Origin of the sequence: Bacillus salitolerans (assembly GCF_042680805.1) — a bacterium.
In the GTDB taxonomy this organism is placed as follows: Bacteria; Bacillota; Bacilli; order Bacillales; family SA4; genus Bacillus_CJ; species Bacillus_CJ salitolerans.
Map to the genome: position 1 here is coordinate 571,419 of NZ_JBHUEM010000003.1, position 18,770 is coordinate 590,188.

Genomic DNA, 18,770 nt, shown 5'->3' on the forward strand with positions numbered 1-18,770 from the left:
TAGAAATGGCTAAAAAAGATAATAAAGGCGAGCTTAGTGGTCGGCAAAAAGCAGCCATCCTCTTAATCTCAATGGGACCGGATGTATCTGCCTCCGTATATCGACATTTGTCTGAAGAGGAAATTGAAAAATTAACCCTAGAGATATCAGGTGTTCGAAAGGTTGATTCAAGAGCAAAATCGGAAGTACTTGAAGAGTTCCATCAAATAGCTCTGGCTCAAGATTACATCGCTCAGGGTGGTATTGCATATGCGAAACAAGTACTTGAGAAGGCTTTGGGTTCTGACGATGCTGCTAATATTATTAATCGTCTGACATCCTCACTGCAGGTGAAGCCGTTTGATTTTGCGAGAAAAGCTGACCCAGCTCAAATATTAAACTTTATTCAAAATGAACATCCACAAACAATTTCGCTTGTGCTTTCATATTTAGACCCTGCTCAGGCAGGGCAAATACTTTCTGAGTTACCACAAGAAATGCAAGCTGATATAGCTAGAAGAATTGCACTTATGGATAGTACTTCACCTGAAGTCATAAATGAAGTTGAACAAATATTAGAAAGAAAACTATCAACAACCGTAACACAAGACTACACTCAAACAGGTGGAGTCGAAGCGGTTGTGGAAGTTTTAAATGGTGTAGACAGAACAACGGAAAGAACCATTCTCGATGCTCTTGAAATTCAAGATCCAGAACTTGCAGAAGAAATTAAGAAGCGTATGTTCGTATTTGAAGATATCGTTACGCTTGATAATCGTGCGATACAACGTGTTATTCGTGATGTGGATAATCAGGATTTACTTCTGTCACTTAAAGTGGCAAGTGAAGAAGTTAAAGAGATTGTCTTTAAAAATATGTCAAAACGTATGATGGAAACATTTAAGGAAGAAATGGAGTACATGGGTCCTGTACGTTTAAGGGATGTTGAAGAAGCACAATCAAGAATTGTAGCTATTATAAGAAGATTAGAAGAGGCTGGGGAAATAGTCATTGCTCGTGGTGGAGGAGATGATATCATTGTCTAGACTTATTAAGTCTCACAATATTAAGCCCCAACATGAAGAAAAAAAAGTAATACATCTACAATCATTACTTTCTATGGAAGAGCTTGAAGTGATATCTCCAAAGATTGAAGCCGATCAATTAAAAGAAGAGGCACAGCATATTCTCGAAGATGCCAGAAAGCAAGCAGAAACACTAATCAAGGAAGCTGAAGAGCAACTGAGAAAAGCTCAACTTGATATACAGCATTTAAAAGATCAATGGGAAAATGAAAAATTAGAACTTACTGAACGCACAACAAATGAAGCATTTAGTGAAGGCTATCAAAAAGGTGAATCGGAAGCTAAAGCGCATTTTTCTCTTATGTTGGAGCAAGTAGAATCAATTGTTAACCAAGCAAAAAATGACTACCACATGCAAGTAGAAAAGTCAGAGGAAACCATTCTAAGGATTGGTTTAAAAGTAGCTGAAAAAATTATTCATGTTCAATTAGACGAACATCGATCAGACTTCATGCAGGTCGTAAAACAAGCTATTAAAGAAGTGAAAGATCACTCTGATATTAATATTATTGTTCATCCGTCTGTCTATGAGATTGTTTTGGCTCAAAAAGATGAGCTTCAAGCCATATATAACCGAGAGAAAAACTTGTTTATTTACCCTGACGAGGATCTGAAGGAAACAGACTGCATTATTGAGTCTTCCTTTGGGAGAATAGATGCAAGTATCGATAGTCAACTTTCAGAGCTTAAAATAAAGTTATTTGAGTTGCTGGAGGAGGGGAAATCTGATGAAGGTATTAGATCTTATTCATGAAATCAATAGCTTAGACTCATATAAACGCTATGGAAAAGTAACTAGAGTTGTAGGGTTAATGATTGAGTCAAAAGGACCGGATGTGTCAATTGGAGATGTCTGTACCATTCATATCGACCATTCAAATAAGCCACAAACGGTTTCGGCGGAAGTTGTTGGCTTCCGTGATGAAAATGTAATCTTAATGCCATTTTCGAATATTAAGGATATTTCCCCTGGTAGTATTGTAGAGGCAACTAAAAAACCATTACAAATTAAAGTAGGATCAGGGTTAATTGGTAAGGTCGTCGACTCATTGGGCTACCCATTGGATGGTTCGGATTTACCAAAAGGTCTCTCAAGTTATGGTACTGAACATATGCCACCGAACCCAATGCTTAGACCCCCAATAGATGAGGGGATAGAGGTTGGAGTTAAGGTAATTGATTCGTTACTAACCGTTGGTAAGGGACAACGCGTTGGAATATTTGCCGGTAGTGGAGTTGGAAAGAGTACTCTATTAGGGATGATTGCACGAAATACAACTGCAGATTTAAACGTTATAGCTCTGATTGGTGAACGTGGCCGTGAGGTTAGGGAATTTATTGAACGGGATTTAGGACCGGAAGGACTCAAGCGTTCGATTGTTGTTGTAGCCACTTCAGATCAGCCTGCTCTTATGAGAATAAAAGGTGCTTATACAGCCACTGCAATTGCAGAGTACTTCAGAGATAAAGGATTAAATGTCATGCTCATGATGGACTCGGTTACGCGCGTTGCGATGGCACAACGTGAAGTCGGGTTAGCAATTGGGGAACCCCCTACGACAAAAGGGTACACTCCTTCTGTATTTGCTATATTACCTAAGCTTTTAGAGAGAACTGGTACGAATCAGCTTGGTACTATCACTGCGTTTTATACAGTATTAGTTGATGGGGATGATATGAACGAACCAATTGCCGATACGGTTCGAGGAATACTAGATGGACACTTTGTTCTAGATCGACAATTGGCAAATAAGGGTCAGTTCCCAGCTATTAATGTTTTAAAAAGTATTAGTCGTGTAATGAATCATATCGTCCAAGAGGACCACTTGAAATCTGCAGAAAGATTACGAGATCTCCTTGCAACGTATTTGAATTCAGAAGACTTGATTAATATTGGTGCATATAAACGGGGTGCATCAAAGGAAATAGACGAAGCTATTCGATTTTATCCGAAAATTGTTTCCTTTTTGAAACAAGGAACTTCTGAAAAAATCTCCTTAGAGGATAGTGTACAGATTCTAAAAGCATTAGTTAGGGCAGGTGAATAATTTATGGACTTTACTTTCAAATTTCAAAAAATATTATCCATAAAAGAAACTGAGAAGCAAAGAGCCCTAGAATCATACCAACAATCCATTAGCGAGTTCGAGTCAGTTGCTGAAAAGCTATATAGTTTTTTAAAACAGAAAGAAGATTTAGAAACAAATCAATTAAATAAAATATCCGATGGGATAAGTGTTCATGAGATAAAGTATCATCAGCAATTCATTATGAATCTTGAAAAAACAATCATGCATTTCCAAAAGCTGGTTATTTCTGCTCGTCAGAAAATGCATACACAGGAAGAAGCATTACTAGAAAAAAATATTGAAGTGAAAAAGTATGAAAAAATTAAAGAAAAAGAACGAGCAATTCAGCTTGAACTAACAAAGATAAATGAAAATAAGCTGATGGATGACATTTCAATCCAGCAATTTATGAACAGAGAAATTAGGTGATGATATGGAATTACAAGAAAAAGAATCAACTATAAAAAGTAAACTTCAATGGTTTCTTTTTGTTGTGCTTATCCCTTTTCTCTTTGCAATCACTGTAGCCCTTGTTGTGTTAACAATTGCTGGTGTAAATGTGTTTGATGCAGCAAAGCAGTATGGACAGCATATTCCTTTTGTTTCTAGTATCATCCCAGGAGTGGAGCCAGAGATCGATGCAGAAGACAAGCTAAGGGAAGACTTAATTGACCTTGAAGCAACTAATCAAGACCAGCAATCCCAAATAACCGATCTAAAGAATGAAGTTGAGCAAAAACAAGCTGAAATTGACACATTGAAAACAGAGATTGAAAAACTTAATGAAGAGCTCCTTGCAAAAGAAGAGGAGAACCAAGATACAACTCAAACTAAACAGGATCTTGCCAAAATATACGAATCTATGTCAACGAAAAATGCTGCAGCTATTTTAACTGAGCTTCAAGATGAAGATGCTCTAAATATCTTAAGAACGTTAAGTAGCGCAAAATTGAGTGCAATTTTAGCAAAAATGGAACCTGCTGATGCTGCAAGATACACTGAATTACTAGCTATCAACGAAGCGGAATAAAACAGAGCATTTGAAAGGAGGTGAAAAAATGAACGTCGCTGGAATTCCATTGTTTTCACAAGCACCTAATTCCAAAGTGAATGATCTAGGGAAATTATCAGGAAACCAATCAACCTTATTTGGTTCACTCATGTTGCAAAGCACAAGCGGATTACAAGCTGAATTAATTCAAGGTATGCAGGATGTAAACTTGCAGAACACCATGCACCCGTTACTTGCTCTTTTAATGAATAGTATGAATGGTGAGAGTGTTGAAGCGACCGAATCATCTGAGTCAGTACTTGGTGAAAATTTGCTTGAAGAGTTAAAATCGTTGCTTGATCAGTTAATACAAGAGGGGTTACTTCCCCAACATTTGAATGAACAAATGTTAGAAACAGAAGAATCTGAGTTACCAGCATGGTTTAGTTTATTGCCTGATGACCTGTTAACGAAATTAACAGCATTATTCAAGGAACATACTCCAATTGAAGAATTGTTAGGTACTAGTTCGGATCTGCAAAAAGTTGAGTCAATCTTGGCTAGCTATATTCTACTTGATAAAGGTAATACCCAACATTTATCTGGGGATCAAAAAGAAACGCTACAAGCTTTGCTTAAGGTTTTACATCAACAATTCACACAGCAACTAAAGAGTGAATCGTTTACATCTTTTATGAATCAGCCTGAATCAATTCAGCTCTCTAAAGAATTAGAAAAATTATTTACATCCATACTTGCAAAAGCGTCTGATGGCACTAAAGCTCAGGTAGAAACAGGTGTAAATAAGCTAGATTATTTACAGGCGTTATATCAAAGAGCTTCATTAGTTGAACGAAAACTAACGAGCACATCACAAGATTCGAATAGTAAGGTAGCTTTTATGGGGGTTGAAAACGCGGGTCCAATGAGCCGGGTTCAGCAATTCGCATTGTTTATGGAACAAGCACCAACAAAGCAAGTGAATCAAGAGCAATTTATTAAAGATTTTCAAAGTATTTTAGCTAAAAGTAACTTTCAAAATGCAACTGGCGGAATGAAGCTACTTATTAAATTGTACCCAGAAAACCTAGGTCAACTAAGAATTGAAGTTATCCAACAGCAAGGACAATTAATTGCAAGAATCGTTGCTTCAAACGCAACAGCAAAGGAAATGCTTGACTCTCAATTACAAGGACTTAAAAATGCCTTTACGAGCCAAAACATTCAAGTTGAGAAAATTGAAATACTTAATTCTCAAAATTTACAGCAACAATTTGACCGCTCGCTAGATAAGGACGGAAACAACCAACAGTCCTCTAATCGTGATAAGAACAAAGAACAAGAAGAAAATCAAAATGATTCATTTGAGTCAGCTTTTCAGGAAGAACTAATGAATCTAGAAGTGTAGGTGAGTAAATGTCTATTAGCTTTGATCCCACTTTATATTTAAAGAATCAAACAAAGGAACGAACAAGTAAGGGAGATGTTTTAGGAAAAGATGATTTTCTTAAAATCCTAATGACACAGCTTCAAAACCAAGATCCACTAAATCCGATGCAGGATAAGGATTTTATTGCCCAAATGGCGACCTTCACATCTCTTGAACAAATGACAAACATGAATAAAATGCTGGAGAACTTTATTAATACCCAGAATGCTGACAACATCCTGAAATATAGTGAGATGATAGGAAAGAAAGTAGAATGGGGCTATATCGAAGACGGTGTTACTGAAACTGGTGTTTCCATTGTTAAGTCTGTAATTCAGGCAAATTCACAAATATTGCTAGAGCTTGAGGATGGAACAAAAATTCCAACATCATTCATAACAAAAGTTATGAATCAGGAAAATCCTCAAGAAGGTAGTGACACTGCTGGAGGTGAATCAGATGGATCATCGGATACATCAACTACAACACCATCCACTGACTCTTCAAACTAAAAAAATTGAGAAAGACAAGGAAGTAAATACCAATTTTCGCGAGCTTTTGCACGAAGCACTTGGTCTGAAAATTAGTAAGCATGCACAAAAGCGACTTGCAGAGCGAAATATTGAAATTGGGAATGAAAAATGGGTAAAACTACAAGAAAAAATGGCAGAAGCAAGAGATATGGGAATAACGGAATCTCTCGTCGTGATGAATCAAGCGGCACTCATTGTGAACACAAAGAATAATACTGTCATAACAGCGATGAACCGTCATGAAGCTAGCTCGCAAATTTTCACTAATATAAACGGAACCATTTTATTAGATCAATAAGGCTGGACCGAAAGGAAGCCAAGGGTTGTGGACTGACAGAAGCAACTTAATAATTTGAGAGGGGAAAACACTCATGCTACGTTCAATGTACTCAGGAATTGCCGGAATGAGAAACTTCCAAACAAAACTAGATGTAATCGGGAATAACATCGCAAACGTAAATACTTTCGGATATAAAAAAGGAAGAGTTGTATTTAAAGATTTAATGAGCCAATCCATATCTGGAGCAAGTACACCTACCGATAATCGTGGAGGTACCAACCCTGCTCAAGTAGGTTTAGGTGCGACAATGGCAGCTATTGATATGGTAGCTACACAAGGAAGCTTACAAACAACAGGGCGCCAATTAGACTTAGCGATTAACGGAGACGGATTTTTCGTTGTAAATAGAGGTGGACTAAACATGTACACGCGTGCAGGTAACTTCTATTTAGACCAACAAGGCACACTTGTTACAGCAGATGGGTATAAGGTGCAAGGATATCAAGTAAGAGAAGATGGAACGATTGATCCACTTACATTAGGAGAAATCAAGGTTGACACAAATGCATTTATGTCACCAAAGGCAACAACACAAGTAAGTATGGTTGGGAATTTAAATGCAAGTGCTGAAATACCAACTTCAGGACCAACTAGTACTCCTATTACATCAGGTACTACACCTTTATCTACTCAACTTACGTCAAATGAGACATCTATGGACTTAAAGGTAAGAGATTCACTTGGAAATGAACACGATATTCGCGTGATTTATACTAAGACAGCCAATAACACTTGGGATTATGAAGCGTACCGTGTTGACTTTAGTACTGGTGTCTACGGTGACCGAGTTACAAATGGTACTGGAGGAACGTTAGCATTTGATTCAACTGGAAAGTTATCTCCAGCTCCAGCTTCAACAATTGAGGGCTTTACTATTTCTGCAGCTGCCTTAAACAATGGTGCAGACAACTTAGCTGTTAATTTTAATTTCGATTCGATTAGCCAAGTTAGCGGATCAAGCACAATAGCAGTAGGTGAAAAAGATGGTAACGGTGAAGGATACATTGAATCATTCAACATCGGTGCATCTGGTGAGGTAGTAGGCGTATTCTCAAACGGTGAAGTTCAAGTCCTAAGTCAAATTGGGGTAGCTACGTTTGCTAACAACGGTGGTTTAACAAAGTCTGGTAACAACTATTTCACAGAGTCTAATAACTCAGGTGTTGCCAAAATTGGATTTGCCGGAATTGGTCGTGGATCGATTCAATCAGCAGCACTTGAAATGTCAAATGTTGACTTATCTGAAGAATTTACTGAAATGATAACAGCACAGCGTGGATTTCAAGCGAATACTCGTATTATTACAACTTCTGATGAAATCTTACAAGAGCTTGTTAATTTAAAACGATAATATAAGGAGGTGGGGGACTTGAGATTCCTCAAGTCCCCATTCACTTTGATAAAACTAACTAGGTTAAATGGCAGCTCGTTTACAATAAATGCGATCTACATAGAACAAATACAGTCGTTTCCTGACACAACAATTTCTTTAACAACTGGTAAAAAAATTGTCGTGCGGGAGTCTGAAGATGATGTTATCCTACTAGTAAAGGATTTTTATCGACAAATTTCGATTGTGGGTGTTCAATCAAAAATGGAGGGTCCTCATTGTGAAGAACAATAAGCTATTAATTACGATGTTAATTATTATTTTAACGATTACATTAATTGGTGTGGTGGCCCTTTTGTTAATCACGTATCTAGATGATTCATCTGATAGTAAGGAGAAAGAACCGACTATCGATGAAATAGTTGAATACTCAGTCGATATTCCTGAAATTACAACGAACCTTATTTCTGGTGATTTTGTACGTATTCAATTCAAGATTCAAACAGACAATAAGAAGGCTAAGGAAGAATTGCAGAAAAGAGATTTTCAGGTAAAAAACATTATTATTCAAGAATTGTCTGAGATGAATTCAGAACAATTCAAGGGCAAAGAAGGAATTGCCAACCTGGAACTTCTAATAAAAGATGAAATGAATGCTCTGATGCAAGAGGGACACGTGGTAAAAGTGTACACCACCTCCTTTGTCTTACAATAATCGTACTTTAGTTGTTTTATAAAAGGAGGTGAAGCTTTTTGTCAGGAGAAGTATTATCACAAAATGAGATTGACGCCCTGCTTTCAGCTCTTTCGAGTGGTGAAATGGATGCAGATGAATTAAAAAAGGAAGAATCAACTAAAAAGGTAAAATCTTATGATTTTAAGAGAGCACTTAGGTTCTCAAAAGATCAGATTCGTAGCTTAACAAGAATTCATGAAAACTTTGCCAGATTACTGACGACCTTTTTCTCAGCGAAATTAAGAACATATGTACAAATTTCAGTTGCATCAGCAGACCAAATACCCTATGAGGAATTCATTCGTTCTATTCCGAAAATGACCATTCTTAATGTGTTTGAAGTCCCTCCTCTAGATGGAAGACTTATCATTGAGATTAATCCAAATATCGCGTATTCTATGATGGATCGAGTCCTTGGTGGACGAGGAATTAGTGTTAATAAGGTCGAGAACCTTACTGAAATAGAGACAAAGATCATGTCTCAGTTATTTGAACATGCAATGGACAATTTAAGAGAGGCATGGGGAACAATTGCAGATATTGATCCAGTTTTATCTGAATTTGAAGTGAATCCGCAATTCCTACAAATGGTTTCGCCAAATGAGACTGTCGTTGTAATTTCGCTTAACACACAAATTGGTGATACTAGTGGTATGATTAATATCTGTATTCCGCATGTTGTTTTAGAGCCTATTATTTCAAAATTATCCGTACATTACTGGATGCAAGCATCGAAGAAAGAAAGAGAGCCTGAAGAGCTCATTATTCTTGAAAAGCGAATTAAGTCTGCTAGTTTACCAGTCATTGCACAATTAGGAACCTCCCAGATCTCCATTCAAGAGTTCTTACATTTGGATGTAGGGGATGTAATCCAACTAGATCAAAGTATAGATAAACCATTAATAATCAATATAGGGAATGAGGCAAAATTTACTGCTCAGCCTGGGAAAGTAAATAAGAAAGTTGCCGTTCAAATTATGGAACCGATTAAGGGGGGAGATTCTGATGATGAATGATGATATGCTATCACAAGATGAAATTGATGCTCTTTTGAGAGGAAGCGAAGATATAGATGACCATCCTGAAGAGCAGCCCCCAGCTGAAGAGTATTTATCTGGGATGGAACAAGACGCATTAGGTGAAATAGGAAATATTTCATTCGGTAGCTCAGCAACAGCACTATCGACTTTATTAAATCAAAAGGTTGAAATTACAACACCAACAGTTTCTGTTATACACAAAAGTGAGCTTGTTGATGAGTTTCCTCAGCCTTATGTAGCCATTCAAGTCAGCTATACAACTGGATTTAGTGGAGCTAATGTGTTAGTTATTAAGTCAAGCGACGCTGCGATTATTGCAGATTTAATGTTAGGTGGAGATGGTCATAACCCACAGGATCTTCTTGGTGAAATACAATTAAGTGCTGTACAAGAAGCGATGAACCAAATGATGGGTTCAGCTGCAACATCCATGTCAACCGTATTTAAGAAAAAGGTAGATATATCACCACCGAGTATAGAAATGATGGATTTAACTGAAGGTGAGGGGGCAGCCCCGATTCCGGATCAGGATATATTAGTTCAAATTTCATTTAGGTTAAAAATTGGTGATCTAATAGATTCAAGTATCATGCAGTTACTGCCGCTTGAGTTTGCTAGAAGTCTAGTAAATGAATTACTAAATCCAAGCGAAGCGACAGCGCAACCTGCAGCAGCACCAAAATCTAATCAGCAACAAGTTCAACAAGAACAGAAAGCTACTCATGTACAAAGTGCTCCTGCTCAGCAATATCAACAACAGCCACAAGCACCACAAAATGTAATGGGGCATCCTTATCAAGCAGCACCAAGTAATCAACAACCAGATTTCTATCAGCAATCAGCACCTACGCAGCCGCAACATATTGGTACGCCTCATATGGCACCAAATGGCTATCAGCCAACCATTCAACCAGCTGCCTTTACAAACTTTGAACAGACACAATTAGCTGAGGCAGAGGCTAAAAATCTTGATATGCTTTTAGATATACCACTGCAAGTAACAGTCGAGCTTGGAAGGACAAAAAGGTCTGTAAAGGAGATCCTTGAACTATCTTCTGGATCTATACTTGAATTAGATAAGCTAGCTGGTGAACCAGTCGATATTCTTGTTAACAACAAGCTAGTAGCAAAAGGAGAAGTAGTTGTTATTGATGAGAATTTCGGGGTAAGAGTAACCGATATTATTAGTCAAAGCGATAGAATTAGAAAATTACGATAATCTAGGGGGACACAATAATGGCACACAAAATTTTAATCGTTGACGACGCAGCATTTATGAGAATGATGATTAAGGATATATTAAGCAAAAATGGTTACGAGGTTGTTGGAGAAGCTGCTGATGGTGTTCAAGCGGTTGAACAATATAAAGAGTTTAGCCCAGATCTAGTAACAATGGATATTACAATGCCTGAGATGGATGGAATCACGGCATTAAAAGAAATTAAGAAAATTAACCCAAATGCTAAGGTAATTATGTGCTCTGCAATGGGACAACAAGCTATGGTAATCGATGCTATTCAAGCAGGTGCAAAGGATTTTATCGTAAAGCCATTCCAGGCAGACAGAGTTTTAGAAGCGATTGGTAAGACTCTGGCTTAAAATATAAATGAGGTGGCAAATTTTGCTACAACAATTAAGAAAAATCGTATTTTTATTTTGTATGGTACTCCTATTTATGCCGCTTGTACAATCAAACGTGCAGGCGGAGACAAATAGTGGAAGTCAAAGTGTATCTGAATGGATTAAAGAGAATGAAAAAACAGATACCTCGGTTGACACTAAAGAAGAAAGTCCGTTGGACCCTGTTCAACAAGATGAAACTGTAATAGATACCGGAACTACTAATGTAACAAAAGTCGGTTTTGGAGATTTCTTTAATGTTATTTTTTCTTTTGCCATTGTACTATTTCTCTTACTTGCAACACTGAGGTTTATTAAGAAGAAGAACCAGAGCTTTGATTCTACTAGAAAAATCAATAATATTGGTGGGACAAGCTTAGGTGGTAATCGGTCTATTCAATTAATAAAGGTAGGAAACCGTATCCTTGTTGTTGGAGTTGGCGAAAATATCCAGCTGCTATATGAAATTAATTCAGAGGATGAAATAAATGAGCTTTTATCTCATCAGGATACAGAACTTCCAATACGCGAACCTCTATCTTTCTTGAAGAATAAAATTTTTAAAAAAGACGAGACATCTCAAGATTCTGTATCTGAGCAGAACTTTAAGGCAATATTTAAAGATCAACTAAGTCATCTTCAAAAAGATAGGAAAAAGCTTTTAGATGAGCTATCTAGAAAGGGAAAACGAGAACATGAATGAGTTTATGGAATTTTTTAATAATAGTGATCCGACCAATGTTGCGACATCTGTTAAACTTCTTCTGTTATTGACAGTTCTTTCTATTGCTCCAAGTATTCTCGTTTTAATGACTAGCTTTACAAGAGTACTCATTGTCCTTTCCTTTGTTAGAACAGCTTTAGGTACACAGCAAATGCCACCTAACCAGGTTGTTGTGGCATTGGCTCTTTTTATTACTTTCTTCGTTATGTCACCAGTCTTTTCTGAGGTGAATCAGCAAGCTCTTACACCGCTATTTAATGAAGAAATTTCACTTGAAGAGGCATATGAAAGAGCATCAACCCCGATGAAAGAGTTTATGAGTAAACATACGCGACAAAAAGATTTAGCCCTTTTTATGGGCTATGCTGGGATGGAAAAGCCTTCCTCAATCGAGGAAATTCCATTAACCGTATTGGTCCCTGCATTTGCTATTAGTGAAATAAAGACTGCTTTTCAAATAGGATTTATGATCTTTATTCCGTTTTTAATTGTGGATATGGTTGTAGCAAGTGTACTAATGTCAATGGGGATGATGATGTTACCACCCGTTATGATTGCTCTTCCATTCAAAATCCTACTATTTGTTCTGGTGGATGGTTGGAATTTAGTGATCAAGTCTTTATTAATTAGTTTTTAGAAAGGGAGGTTAAAGTATATGAGCCCAGAATTTGTTATTACAATGGCTGAACAATCTGTTTATACAGTTCTTGCAATCTCCCTTCCTTTATTATTAGTTGCACTCGGTGTAGGACTCCTAGTCAGTATTTTCCAAGCAACAACCCAAATACAAGAGCAGACGCTTGCTTTTATTCCAAAAATTGTTTCTGTTTTTGTTGCACTTATCTTTTTTGGACCATGGATGTTATCAAAGATGATTCGATTTACCTTCGATATCTTTAATAATCTTCATAAATTTATAGGTTAGAGATAAATGGATATTTTCAGCTTTAACTTGCTTGGCTTTTTGCTCATCCTACTAAGAGTTTCTGCTTTTTTCGTAGCTGTACCTATTTTTTCATACCGAACGATACCTACAACACACAAGATTGGTTTGGCTGTTTTTTTGTCATGGATTATGTATTATACTGTTGAAATTCCAACTTTTGCATTTGATGGTTTATATATATTATTGATTCTCAAGGAAATTATGGTAGGTTTACTAATTGGGCTAATTGCCACCATTCTGTTAACTGCAATACGAGTTGCAGGTGGTTTTATTGATTTCCAAATGGGTTTTGCTATTGCTAATGTCATTGATCCACAAACTGGGACCCAAAGCCCAATTACGGGTCAATTTCTATACATCTTTGCGTTATTATTTCTATTAGCAATAAATGGTCATCATATGCTGCTAGATGGTGTTTTTTACAGCTACCAAACTATCCCAATTGATCAAGTAGGGGTACCGTTTGGTGATGAAAAAATGCTGAATCATATAGTAAGCACGTTTAACTCAATGTTTGTTATTGCATTTCAAATGTCATTACCCATAGTCGGATCACTATTTTTAGTAGATGTAGCTCTTGGGATCATGGCTAAAACAGTCCCTCAACTTAATATTTTTGTCGTGGGATTTCCTATTAAGATAGCATTGAGTTTTCTGTTACTCATGATCGTAATGGGACCCTTTTTCATGTTGGTAGGGAATTTATTTGAACAAATATTAATTGCGATGAGAGGCTTGATGTCAATAATAGGAGGGGGTTAATGTGTACAGGTACCAACTTAACCTTCAATTTTTTGCAGGAGAGAAGACTGAAAGAGCTACTCCTAAGAAAAGACAAGATACTAGAAAAAAAGGTCAAGTAGCAAAGAGTCAAGATATCAATACGGCTATTCTTTTACTATTTGTATTTTTATTTTTTTGGTTTAGTGGCCAGGCTATGCTAGGGCGTTTAACAAACATTTTCACCCAAAGCTTTGAGCATAACATGTTAGTTACAGTCACTGAACAAACAGTTTTCTCTATATTTGTTGGTATGCTACCGGAAATAGGACTAATGGTATTGCCATTAATGCTAGTTGCAATGACGGGTGGGGTAGTAGCAAGTTATATGCAAATAGGGTTTCTGTTTTCAACTGAAGCGATTCACTTTAAACTGAATAAGCTTAATCCTATGAATGGTCTTAAGCGCATGTTTGGCTTGAAAGCCCTTGTCGAGTTATTAAAATCGATACTGAAAATTAGTCTAATTGGGACTGTTACTGTATCAGTATTATGGCTTGAATGGGAAGAAGTACTATTATTATCTCAAAAAAGTGTTGGTGCCTCGCTTGCATTTTTAGCGATGCTAGTGTTAAAGATGGGTCTTGCAGCCTCAGTCGTATTAATTTTCATTGGTATATTTGATTATTGGTATCAGAAGTATGATTATGAAAAGAGTATTAAGATGTCCAAGCAAGATATAAAAGATGAACATAAAAACGCTGAAGGTGATCCGCAAATAAAAGCAAAAATTAAGCAAAAGCAACGTGAAATGGCTATGCAACGTATGATGCAAGAGGTTCCAAAAGCTGATGTTGTTATTACTAACCCTACTCACTATGCGGTAGCACTTAAATATGATGAAACGAAAATGCATGCCCCATATGTGGTAGCACTTGGTGTTGATTATGTTGCCTTAAAAATTCGTTCAATTGCTCAAAATCACGATATCCCAACAATTGAAAACAGACCGCTTGCAAGAGCATTATATGATCAAACGGAAATTGGTGATGTCGTTCCAGATGAGTTTTTTAAAGCTGTAGCAGAAATTCTTGCTTATGTTTATAAGCTAAAGCAAAAGATATAAAAGGTGTAAGGAGAGTTGCAAATGTCAGCAAGAGATTTCCCAATAATAGCTGGTGTCGTTTTAATTGTAATCATGTTAGTTATTCCATTACCACCAGTTATGTTAGATATATTAATAATGGTCAACATTTCTCTTGCTCTCATTGTTTTACTTACATCAATGAACATGCAAGAACCGCTTCAATTATCAGTATTTCCTTCTTTATTGTTAATCTTAACTTTATTTCGATTAGGATTAAACGTATCAACAACGAGATCCATTCTTAGTAATGCAGAAGCTGGTAATGTTGTACACACCTTCGGGAATTTCGTTATCGGCGGTAATCCATTAGTCGGTTTTGTTGTATTTTTGATTCTTATCATTATTCAGTTTATGGTCATAACGAAAGGGTCAGAACGTGTTGCTGAAGTGGCAGCTCGCTTTACATTAGACGCAATGCCAGGTAAACAAATGGCGATTGATGCTGACTTGAACGCAGGCTTAATCAATGAGAAACAAGCGACTGGTAGAAGAGACAAGATCCAACGAGAAGCTGACTTTTATGGAGCGATGGATGGAGCGAGTAAATTCGTAAAAGGGGATGCCGTTGCTGGTATCATCATCACCATCATAAATATATTATTTGGAATTATCATTGGAATGGTTCAAATGGATATGTCTATTAGTGAATCTGGGTACACGTATATGTTACTTACTGTTGGAGATGGATTAGTATCACAAATACCTGCTTTAATGATTTCTACTGCAACAGGGATTATTGTTACTAGAGCAGCTTCTGATGGTAACCTATCACAGGACATCACAGGTCAATTATTTCGTTTCCCGAAAATGCTTTACGTAGCTGGTGGCACCATTTTTTTACTGGGGCTTGTAACACCTTTGAATGATATCCTTACCATTCCAATTGCGGCTATAATGGCAGTTGGTGGTTATTTAATTAGTCGTAAGCTAGTTCCTGATGAACAAGATATTGAAGAACTTGAAGAACAAATTGAAACAGATGAAATGAAAAGTCCGGAAAGTGTTGTCAACCTTCTTAATGTTGATCCGATTGAATTTGAGTTTGGGTATGGGTTAATACCTCTTGCTGATGCAAATCAAGGAGGAGATCTGTTAGATCGAGTTGTTATGATTAGACGACAGCTTGCAATCGAATTTGGAATTGTTATTCCAGTTGTAAGAATACGAGACAACATTCAGTTACAACCTAATGAATATCGACTTAAAGTAAAAGGAAATGAAGTGGCGAAGGGTGAACTTCTCTTAGACCATTATTTAGCGATGAGTCCAGGTGTTGATGATGATTCAATAGAAGGAATTGATACAATTGAGCCTTCATTCGGTCTCCCGGCAAAATGGATTTCAGAGGATGTAAAAGAACAAGCTGAAATGTTCGGTTATACTGTAGTAGACCCGCCATCTGTTGTATCAACACATATAACAGAGATTTTAAAGTCAAATGCGCATTTATTACTGGGTAGACAGGAAACAAAACAGCTTATTGACCATCTTAAAGAATCGTATCCTATTCTTGTTGAAGAGGTTACGCCAAATCCATTATCAATTGGCGATATACAAAAGGTACTTGCGAAGCTGTTAAAAGAAAAGGTGTCAATTCGCAACCTACCTGTCATTTTTGAGACATTAGCTGACTTTGGAAGAATGTCTACGGATACAGATCTTCTCACCGAATATGTACGACAATCGTTGGCAAGACAAATCACTTCTCAATTTGTAAGTGATGGTGAGATTTTGAGAGTTGTCACCTTATCAGGTAAGGTAGAAAAAGCAATCGCCGAAGGTGTACAGCAAACAGAGCATGGAAATTATTTATCACTTGATCCGACCATTTCGCAAAACATCATTCAATCAGTTGCCACACAAGTTGAGCAATTATCAATGCAAGAGCAACAATCCATTTTACTATGCTCTCCTGCTGTTAGAATGTACGTGAAGCAATTAATTGAAAGGTATTTACCTAATGTCCCAGTCTTGTCCTATAACGAATTAGAAGCGAATGTCGAAGTTCAAAGTGTAGGGGTGGTGAATATAGAATGAAGGTAAAAAAATATGTTGCTCCATCTATGCCCGAGGCAATGAAAAAGATTAGAGCCGAGTTAGGAAAAGAAGCGGTCATTCTCAATTCCAAAGTGATCCATACAGGAGGATTTCTCGGTTTTTTCACAAAGAAAAATATTGAGGTAATTGCAGCAATAGATCCATCTCCTTTTGAGAAAGAACAAACGAGGAAGGAGATGGAGATACCTCGTTCTCCTATGAAGGTGGAGGTCCCGTTAGAGAAGTCTGAGTGGAAAGATACTCCGAATAAGAATGTAAAGGAGAATCCAGAGCTCATACAAGAAATTGATGAACTTAAAAGGTTAATTAAGGGTATGAATCACTCTCAGCAAAATAATGTAAAAACAACAACTTTCTATCCTGAGGAACTTCAAATCATTGACAAACGATTAATCGATCAAGAAATTGACGATTCTATTCGTGGAAATATACTATCAAAACTAGTAGAGCGATGGTATAAGAATAATGCGGATGCTACAGAGGCAGAAGTAACGAATTGGCTTCATGAGCTACTTTTTCAAATGATTCAAGAATATAAGCACGGTGGTATTTCCTTTACGAAAAAGTTTGTAAATGTTGTAGGTCCCACTGGAGTCGGAAAAACAACATCTTTGGCAAAGATTGCCGCTGAATGTGTCATAAAGCATCACAAGAAAGTAGCATTTATTACGACCGATACATATAGAATTGCGGCAATAGATCAGTTGAAAACGTATGCAAAAATCTTAAATGTCCCGATCGAAGTCTGTTACAATTTAGATGATTTTGTAAAGGCAAAAGAAAAGTTTGAGGAGTACGATTTAGTTTTCATCGATACAGCCGGGCGAAATTTTAGAAATCAACAATATGTTGAAGATCTAAAAGAAGTGATTGATTTTACAGAGGAAATGGAAACATTCCTTGTATTATCACTAACAGCGAAGCAAAGGGATATGATGGAGATTTACAAGCAATTTTCACTTATTGATATCAATCGCTTTATATTTACAAAAGTGGATGAAACAAGTCAGTATGGCTCAATTGTCAATTTAATTCTTACACTCAATAAAGGTGTAGCCTATTTAACAATTGGACAAAACGTCCCTGATGATATCATAGAGGCAACACCAACTATCATTGTGAATACAGTTCTTGGAGTAGATAAAAAATGAGAGATCAAGCAGAAAGCTTAAGACTTAGACTTCAAAGAATAAATGATCAATCAGAAGCAAAGGTTATTGCAGTAGTTAGTGGAAAAGGGGGAGTTGGGAAATCTAATTTTTCCTTAAATTTCTCCATAAATTTAGCAAAAAGTGGGCAAAATGTCCTGTTAGTGGACATGGATATTGGTATGGGAAATATCGACATTTTAATGGGTCAAAGCTCGAAGGGGAGTTTTGTTGATCTATTTAAACAAGGTGTGACCATCCACGATTTGATAAAAAATGGCCCAGGAGGAATCTCCTATATTTCTGGAGGTTCAGGACTAGCTACTATCTTTAAACTTGATCATGACAAGCTCACTTATTTAATCAGCCAACTAGAAAAACTCTCTTTAGAATATGATTATATTTTGTTTGATATGGGAGCAGGTGTTACGGAGGATACACTTCAACTTTTATTATCAGTACATGAAATTTTTGTCATCACAACACCTGAACCTACATCAATTACCGATGCTTATTCAATGATGAAGTTTATTTGTTCAAAAGAACATCATGCTGAGTTTTATCTCGTTGTTAACCGAGTTCAAAGTGAAAAGGAAGGAATACAAACACTTACTCGACTAAGTGAAGTCATGAAACAATTTTTAAGAAAAGAAATTGTTAAATTAGGTTTTTTACCAGATGATAGGTCAGTGTACAAGGCAGTTAGTAGACAAATACCATTTTCTATTTATGATCCGAAGTCAGCAGCAAGTCGATCCATGAATGAACTGACTAAAAAGTATACAAGCGGTTCTATTGAGGGTGCTAAGCCGAAATCGAAGTCATTAGGCTTTATTACAAAACTCCGGCATTACTTCTCTGAAAGGTAGGGTGTA

22 protein-coding genes are annotated in these 18,770 nt (G+C 36.8%); all 22 read left to right on the plus strand.

Features of this window, described 5'->3' with window-relative positions; genetic code table 11:
* Nucleotides 1-5 precede the first annotated feature (5 nt).
* Entirely contained in the window at nucleotides 6-1,025 is a 1,020-nt protein-coding gene (fliG, locus tag ACFSCX_RS04460; RefSeq protein ID WP_377926919.1) for a flagellar motor switch protein FliG, read from the plus strand.
* Complete coding sequence (gene fliH, locus ACFSCX_RS04465; RefSeq protein WP_377926920.1) at nucleotides 1,018-1,818, plus strand: flagellar assembly protein FliH; 801 nt, start codon at nucleotides 1,018-1,020, stop codon at nucleotides 1,816-1,818. Before fliG ends, fliH begins: the two co-directional genes overlap by 8 nt.
* Complete coding sequence (gene fliI / locus ACFSCX_RS04470; protein ID WP_377926921.1) at nucleotides 1,793-3,112, plus strand: flagellar protein export ATPase FliI; 1,320 nt, start codon at nucleotides 1,793-1,795, stop codon at nucleotides 3,110-3,112. The genes fliH and fliI overlap by 26 nt, the downstream gene beginning before the upstream one ends.
* 3 nt (nucleotides 3,113-3,115) lie before the next feature.
* Nucleotides 3,116-3,562, plus strand: coding sequence for a flagellar export protein FliJ (gene fliJ, locus ACFSCX_RS04475; protein ID WP_377926922.1), 447 nt, complete (start codon nucleotides 3,116-3,118; stop codon nucleotides 3,560-3,562).
* 4 nt (nucleotides 3,563-3,566) lie between these two features.
* Complete coding sequence (locus ACFSCX_RS04480) at nucleotides 3,567-4,163, plus strand: MotE family protein (protein WP_377926923.1); 597 nt, start codon at nucleotides 3,567-3,569, stop codon at nucleotides 4,161-4,163.
* Between the two features lie 28 nt (nucleotides 4,164-4,191).
* Nucleotides 4,192-5,532, plus strand: a complete 1,341-nt coding sequence (locus ACFSCX_RS04485) for a flagellar hook-length control protein FliK (protein WP_377926924.1) — start codon at nucleotides 4,192-4,194, stop codon at nucleotides 5,530-5,532.
* Between the two features lie 8 nt (nucleotides 5,533-5,540).
* Nucleotides 5,541-6,065 (plus strand): flagellar hook assembly protein FlgD, encoded by a 525-nt coding sequence (gene flgD, locus ACFSCX_RS04490; RefSeq protein WP_377926925.1) that lies wholly within the window; start codon nucleotides 5,541-5,543, stop codon nucleotides 6,063-6,065.
* On the plus strand, nucleotides 6,013-6,384 hold the full coding sequence (locus tag ACFSCX_RS04495; protein WP_377926926.1) for a TIGR02530 family flagellar biosynthesis protein: 372 nt from the start codon (nucleotides 6,013-6,015) through the stop codon (nucleotides 6,382-6,384). The genes flgD and ACFSCX_RS04495 overlap by 53 nt, the downstream gene beginning before the upstream one ends.
* Before the next feature lie 73 nt (nucleotides 6,385-6,457).
* The gene (gene flgF, locus ACFSCX_RS04500) at nucleotides 6,458-7,777 is read left to right on the plus strand and encodes a flagellar basal-body rod protein FlgF (protein ID WP_377926927.1); all 1,320 of its coding nucleotides are present in this window, start codon (nucleotides 6,458-6,460) and stop codon (nucleotides 7,775-7,777) included.
* 45 nt (nucleotides 7,778-7,822) lie between these two features.
* Nucleotides 7,823-8,050: a flagellar FlbD family protein gene (locus tag ACFSCX_RS04505; protein WP_377927076.1), complete on the plus strand. Its 228-nt coding sequence runs from the start codon at nucleotides 7,823-7,825 to the stop codon at nucleotides 8,048-8,050.
* Entirely contained in the window at nucleotides 8,037-8,471 is a 435-nt protein-coding gene (fliL, locus tag ACFSCX_RS04510) for a flagellar basal body-associated protein FliL (protein ID WP_377926928.1), read from the plus strand. The genes ACFSCX_RS04505 and fliL overlap by 14 nt, the downstream gene beginning before the upstream one ends.
* A gap of 38 nt (nucleotides 8,472-8,509) precedes the next feature.
* Complete coding sequence (fliM, locus tag ACFSCX_RS04515; protein WP_377926929.1) at nucleotides 8,510-9,508, plus strand: flagellar motor switch protein FliM; 999 nt, start codon at nucleotides 8,510-8,512, stop codon at nucleotides 9,506-9,508.
* Nucleotides 9,498-10,751 carry a flagellar motor switch phosphatase FliY gene (fliY, locus tag ACFSCX_RS04520; RefSeq protein ID WP_377926931.1) on the plus strand — a complete coding sequence of 418 codons (1,254 nt, stop codon included), beginning with the start codon at nucleotides 9,498-9,500 and terminating at the stop codon, nucleotides 10,749-10,751. The genes fliM and fliY overlap by 11 nt, the downstream gene beginning before the upstream one ends.
* 17 nt (nucleotides 10,752-10,768) lie before the next feature.
* Nucleotides 10,769-11,131: a response regulator gene (locus ACFSCX_RS04525; protein ID WP_377926932.1), complete on the plus strand. Its 363-nt coding sequence runs from the start codon at nucleotides 10,769-10,771 to the stop codon at nucleotides 11,129-11,131.
* Between the two features lie 22 nt (nucleotides 11,132-11,153).
* Nucleotides 11,154-11,855 carry a flagellar biosynthetic protein FliO gene (locus ACFSCX_RS04530; protein WP_377926933.1) on the plus strand — a complete coding sequence of 234 codons (702 nt, stop codon included), beginning with the start codon at nucleotides 11,154-11,156 and terminating at the stop codon, nucleotides 11,853-11,855.
* Nucleotides 11,848-12,513, plus strand: coding sequence for a flagellar type III secretion system pore protein FliP (gene fliP / locus ACFSCX_RS04535; protein ID WP_377926934.1), 666 nt, complete (start codon nucleotides 11,848-11,850; stop codon nucleotides 12,511-12,513). The genes ACFSCX_RS04530 and fliP overlap by 8 nt, the downstream gene beginning before the upstream one ends.
* Nucleotides 12,514-12,531: 18 nt before the next feature.
* Nucleotides 12,532-12,801, plus strand: a complete 270-nt coding sequence (gene fliQ, locus ACFSCX_RS04540) for a flagellar biosynthesis protein FliQ (protein WP_377926935.1) — start codon at nucleotides 12,532-12,534, stop codon at nucleotides 12,799-12,801.
* A gap of 6 nt (nucleotides 12,802-12,807) precedes the next feature.
* Nucleotides 12,808-13,584 (plus strand): flagellar biosynthetic protein FliR, encoded by a 777-nt coding sequence (fliR, locus tag ACFSCX_RS04545; protein ID WP_377926936.1) that lies wholly within the window; start codon nucleotides 12,808-12,810, stop codon nucleotides 13,582-13,584.
* A 1-nt stretch (nucleotide 13,585) separates the two neighbouring features.
* Nucleotides 13,586-14,668 (plus strand): flagellar biosynthesis protein FlhB, encoded by a 1,083-nt coding sequence (flhB, locus tag ACFSCX_RS04550; protein ID WP_377926937.1) that lies wholly within the window; start codon nucleotides 13,586-13,588, stop codon nucleotides 14,666-14,668.
* 21 nt (nucleotides 14,669-14,689) lie between these two features.
* Nucleotides 14,690-16,726, plus strand: a complete 2,037-nt coding sequence (flhA, locus tag ACFSCX_RS04555) for a flagellar biosynthesis protein FlhA (RefSeq protein WP_377926938.1) — start codon at nucleotides 14,690-14,692, stop codon at nucleotides 16,724-16,726.
* Nucleotides 16,723-17,898 carry a flagellar biosynthesis protein FlhF gene (flhF, locus tag ACFSCX_RS04560; protein WP_377926939.1) on the plus strand — a complete coding sequence of 392 codons (1,176 nt, stop codon included), beginning with the start codon at nucleotides 16,723-16,725 and terminating at the stop codon, nucleotides 17,896-17,898. The genes flhA and flhF overlap by 4 nt, the downstream gene beginning before the upstream one ends.
* Nucleotides 17,895-18,764, plus strand: a complete 870-nt coding sequence (locus tag ACFSCX_RS04565; RefSeq protein WP_377926940.1) for a MinD/ParA family protein — start codon at nucleotides 17,895-17,897, stop codon at nucleotides 18,762-18,764. The genes flhF and ACFSCX_RS04565 overlap by 4 nt, the downstream gene beginning before the upstream one ends.
* Nucleotides 18,765-18,770: the final 6 nt, after the last annotated feature.